This is a genomic window from Xenorhabdus budapestensis, from assembly GCF_002632465.1.
In the GTDB taxonomy this organism is placed as follows: domain Bacteria; phylum Pseudomonadota; class Gammaproteobacteria; order Enterobacterales; family Enterobacteriaceae; genus Xenorhabdus; species Xenorhabdus budapestensis.
The window spans coordinates 1-2,110 of sequence record NZ_NIBS01000075.1 but is presented as its reverse complement, the minus strand read 5'-3'; the positions used below and the strand labels follow the sequence as shown (position 1 = coordinate 2,110).

Sequence of the window (2,110 nt, the reverse complement as noted above, 5' to 3'; positions counted from 1 at the left end):
TAATATACATTATGTCTGCGCCCCCGCTGGTCGGCATCGCCGGGTGTGACGCACAAGGCTGCGCCTTCTGCTGTCAGCGTCTGAGCACCAGCTTGGCAAGCACCGCGCCGAACCGGAACACCGTGCCCCATCCGGCATCTAACCCGCTTCTTCTTTAGCTGCCTTGCCACCGTCCGGCGAACACCCCTGAAGGCAGGTCGGCCTGCGGCCTCCGCTAATTGACCTCCCCCGCCCCGACCCCGCTGCACTGGCTGCGCGCGGCTCGCAGTCGCGGCGCTCCTCACTCGTTGCCGTGCTCGCCATCTCCGCCCCGTGCAGCCCCCTGAGGGGGCTTCCCTTGAATAAAGCGCCGTCATGCAAAACCGTGCTCAATCAGAAACACCCGTGTTCCAGAGCGTCGCAATGCGCCGCTGGCAGGCTCTGTGCCGCCCGCACCCGCAGAACGGCCGCCCGCCGCCCAAACAAGTTGGGCCGCGTTCGCCCGTTGCCGAAAATGAAAAACATCACAAAATCAGTCTGTTCAGTTAATAACAAGGAAAAAGGGGCGCTATACTGCACAACAGCTTACAGCGGTAGCAGGGCAAAAGCGCACCGGAGCAAAGTCTCAAAACAGGCCAAAAACGCACATCGGCGTTTTAAGTTAGCGGGGATGGGCGGAACGGGTAAAAACGGTTCTTTAACAAGCTGATAATCAAAGAGAAAATCGCTTTAAACAGTATGACCGCACCCGAACCCACCCTATGACCCCATCGGGCTGATGGGGGGCTTGAATCCCTACAGTTACGTGCATAATCCTGTTGGGCGTGTTGACCCGCTTGGGCTAAATTCAGAATTAATTGCGACTCAGGAAAAGATCAACTCAATACTTCGTGAGCATTTACCTGAAATACGAAAAATTGATCCGAATGCGGAAATTGGTTATCGGGGTAGTGCAGCGAGTGGAATTAGTAAGGCTCATGATCCGAGTATAGCAAGGCCTGTTAATTTAAAAAGCTTTGATGTGGATGCGTTTATTAAATCTGATTATTTGGGTTATGACACAAGATACACAAATAGACGACGTGATGGTAATAAATTCCCAGAAATAGCTAAAATTGAGCAGGACATTGATAAAAAATTAAGAGCTGCACTTCCTGGATTAAGGGATGAAGCGTTTGGATTCAGAATATACAAAAGTCATGAACTTGATGATTACCTACGAAAAGGTGATAAACAAGTTATCATTAGTTGTAAATAATTCAAGGTGATATATGATACGTTACTTAAGCATAGTATTAGATACAAACACCCGTTTTGAAGAATTAGTATCTGAAATCAGTCATGTTTTTGATACTAATTTACTAATCAAAGATGATAAAGGTAGATATATAGCTACTGGTGATTGTGAAAAATATAAGATTATTGTTGTTGATAAATTAGATAGATCATCTGAGTTATTATGTGATGAACATTATACGTTGGAACTAGCTATGGATAACGAAAATGATCATTATGAGTACGAAGATAATATAAGAAATATATTGCTCAATGGTAAAATAAAATGGAGCAGAGGAGTATGGAATACAATAAATGAAAATGAAAGCTGTAAAATAATTTATCCTCACGATAAATAGAGCAACTGTAAAATTTATAAATAATTTAATTAGAGCCGGAAAGATCTCCATGATCTTCCGGCTTTGTTCTTTTTAAGAGCCGCTCACTCCCTGCCCTTAGTTGCTGTTGTAATCCCCAATCAGTTCCCGCATTCGCAGCTTAATCTCACTGAGCTGGTCTTGCTGGCGCTGGTACTGTTGCTTAATGGTGCGGGTGTCATCGCTGTCGGGGATCAGCACCAGACAGCCCTCCAGTATTTTGACAGTGAGTGTGCCACCAATATCAAACCCGGCCTGCTTAAGCCATTGCCCTTTCAGGTGGATCGCGGGCGGGGCGCTGGCCTTGTCATTTTGCGGCACGTATCCCACAGTGTAATAACGTTCGGTTTTTGTCGCTTTATTTACTGCCCGGTTTTGCCTAGAATGCGCCTTAGCCATCATTCAACTCCTTGCTAGTTGGTTGTGGTGAGCGGTGTCGGGATGTTCTCAGCATCCCAATACCGCGTTAGTTCTGCCTC

At 46.7% G+C, this 2,110-nt stretch carries 4 protein-coding genes and 1 pseudogene; 3 read left to right on the top strand and 2 right to left on the bottom strand.

Annotated features, from left to right (window positions below; all coding sequences use genetic code 11):
- Nucleotides 1–248 (bottom strand): hypothetical protein (locus tag Xbud_RS19680; RefSeq protein WP_211283556.1); only part of this gene is annotated, 248 nt, incomplete at its 3' end.
- 106 nt (nucleotides 249–354) lie between these two features.
- Between Xbud_RS19680 and Xbud_RS20005 the strand changes: the two genes are divergently transcribed.
- The 3 genes and pseudogenes from Xbud_RS20005 (at nucleotide 355) to Xbud_RS18825 (ending at nucleotide 1,613) form a co-directional block, all read left to right on the top strand.
- On the top strand, nucleotides 355–528 hold the full coding sequence (locus Xbud_RS20005; protein WP_169923118.1) for a hypothetical protein: 174 nt from the start codon (nucleotides 355–357) through the stop codon (nucleotides 526–528).
- A 214-nt stretch (nucleotides 529–742) separates the two neighbouring features.
- Nucleotides 743–1,237: pseudogene (locus Xbud_RS18830) on the top strand (RHS repeat-associated core domain-containing protein); the annotation flags it as partial.
- Nucleotides 1,238–1,250: 13 nt separating this feature from the next.
- A complete protein-coding gene (locus Xbud_RS18825; protein WP_099137508.1) occupies nucleotides 1,251–1,613 on the top strand; it encodes a hypothetical protein in 363 nt (120 codons plus the stop codon).
- Between the two features lie 96 nt (nucleotides 1,614–1,709).
- Here Xbud_RS18825 and Xbud_RS18820 read toward each other — a convergent pair whose 3' ends face one another.
- The gene (locus Xbud_RS18820; protein ID WP_099137507.1) at nucleotides 1,710–2,030 is read right to left on the bottom strand and encodes a SymE family type I addiction module toxin; all 321 of its coding nucleotides are present in this window, start codon (nucleotides 2,028–2,030) and stop codon (nucleotides 1,710–1,712) included.
- Nucleotides 2,031–2,110: the final 80 nt, after the last annotated feature.